Below are 1,910 nucleotides of genomic sequence, written 5' to 3' on the forward strand. Positions count from 1 at the left end.
GCCTGCGCCACCGCCATGCCGTAGCCGGGCACGATGATGACCTTGGAGGCGTTCTTCATGATGAAGGCGGCGTCGTCCGCCGAGCCGAGCTTGGCCGGCTTCTGCTCGCCCGAGCCGCCGCCGGCCGCCGCGGTCTCGCCGCCGAAGCCGCCGAGGATCACCGAGATGAACGAGCGGTTCATCGCGTGGCACATGATGTAGGACAGGATCGCGCCGCTTGATCCGACCAGCGCGCCGGTGATGATCAGCGCCGAGTTGCCGAGCGTGAAGCCGATGCCGGCCGCGGCCCAGCCCGAGTACGAGTTCAGCATCGAGATCACGACCGGCATGTCGGCGCCGCCGATCGGGATGATCATCAACACGCCGAGCGCCAGCGCGATGATCGTGATCAGCCAGAAGTCGAGCGCGCTGCCCGACATCACCAGGCCGACGATGAAGAACACCAGCGCCAGCGCCAGCACGATGTTGATGACGTGGCGGAACGGCAGGATGATCGGCGCGCCGCTCATCCGGGCCGACAGCTTCAGGAACGCGATCACCGAGCCGGTGAAGGTCAGGGCGCCGATCGCAACGCCGAGCGACATCTCGACCAGGCTCTGCGGATGGATGTTGCCGGGCGTGCCGATGTCGAAGGCTTCAGGGGCGTAGAACGCGCCGGCGGCGACCAGCACCGCGGCCATGCCGACCAGCGAGTGGAACGCGGCGACCAGTTCCGGCATCGAGGTCATCGGCACCCGGCGCGCGATCACCGCGCCGATGCCGCCGCCGATCGCGATCGCGACGATCACCAGCAGCCAGGCGAGGCCATCGGCCGGCGGATGGCTCGCCAGCGTGGTGGCGACCGCGATCGCCATGCCGATCATGCCGAACATGTTGCCCTGGCGCGACGATGCCGGGCTCGACAGGCCGCGCAGCGACAGGATGAACAGCACCCCCGCCACGAGATACAGAACAGCAGCCAGATTGGCGTTCATCTCAGGTCCCCCTTTGTCTTCGTCACCCCGAGGTGCACGCCGCTCACTTGGCTTTCTTCTTGTACATCGCCAGCATGCGCTGGGTGACCAGGAAGCCGCCGAAGATGTTCACGCAGGCGAAGATCAGCGCGATGAAGCCGAAGCCGCGGGCCCAGCCCGAGCCGCTCGACACCATGCCGACCCCGACCGCGAGCAGCGCGCCGACCACGATCACCGACGAGATCGCGTTGGTCACGCTCATCAGCGGGGTATGCAGCGCGGGGGTCACCGACCACACCACGAAGTAGCCGACGAACACGGCAAGAACGAAGATCGACAGCCGGAACACGAACGGATCGACGGCCTGCGCGAGATGCTCCATGGCTTCTCTCCTTACTTCGGCTGGAAGTTGGGATGGATGACGGCGCCGTCCTTGGTCAGCGCGGTGGCCTTCACCAGCTCGTCGTCCCAATTGACCGCGAGCGCCTTGTTGGCCTTGTCGACCATGGTCTCGATGAACGAGAACAGATTGCGCGCGTAGAGGCTCGAGGCCGAGGCGGCGACGCGGCCGGCGACGTTGGTGTAGCCGACGATCTTGATGCCGTCGGTCTCGACCACCTCGCCGGGCCTTGCGCCCTCGACATTGCCGCCGCGCTCGACCGCGAGGTCGACCAGCACGGAGCCGGGCTTCATCGACTTCACCATCTCGCCGCTGACCAGCTTCGGCGCCGGACGGCCCGGGATCAGCGCGGTGGTGATCACGATGTCCTGCTTCTTGATGTGCTCGGCGGTAAGCTGGGCCTGCTTGGCCTGATATTCCCTGGACATCTCCTTGGCGTAGCCGCCGGCGGTCTGCGCGTTCTTGAACTCCTCGTCCTCGACGGCGAGGAATTTGGCGCCGAGGCTCTCCACCTGCTCCTTGGTGGCGGGCCGCACGTCGGTCGCGGTGACGACGGC

At 66.8% G+C, this 1,910-nt stretch carries 3 protein-coding genes; all 3 read right to left on the bottom strand.

The genetic code is table 11. The features are described from left to right. Window positions 1-974, bottom strand: a 974-nt coding sequence (locus tag CO675_RS39505) for an NAD(P)(+) transhydrogenase (Re/Si-specific) subunit beta (protein ID WP_097677264.1), incomplete at its 3' end; no start/stop codon positions are given. A gap of 43 nt (window positions 975-1,017) precedes the next feature. Further along, on the bottom strand, window positions 1,018-1,335 hold the full coding sequence (locus CO675_RS39510) for a proton-translocating transhydrogenase family protein (protein ID WP_050403072.1): 318 nt from the start codon (window positions 1,333-1,335) through the stop codon (window positions 1,018-1,020). A gap of 11 nt (window positions 1,336-1,346) precedes the next feature. Further along, window positions 1,347-1,910, bottom strand: a 564-nt coding sequence (locus CO675_RS39515) for a Rossmann-fold NAD(P)-binding domain-containing protein (protein ID WP_502693451.1), incomplete at its 5' end; no start/stop codon positions are given.

Origin of the sequence: Bradyrhizobium sp. C9 (assembly GCF_002532045.1) — a bacterium.
GTDB lineage: Bacteria > Pseudomonadota > Alphaproteobacteria > Rhizobiales > Xanthobacteraceae > Bradyrhizobium.

Coding starts and splice junctions, on each gene's coding strand:
- CO675_RS39510 (WP_050403072.1), bottom strand. CDS start 1,335: ATGGAGCATCTCGCGCAGGCCGTCGATCCGTTCGTGTTCCGGCTGTCG.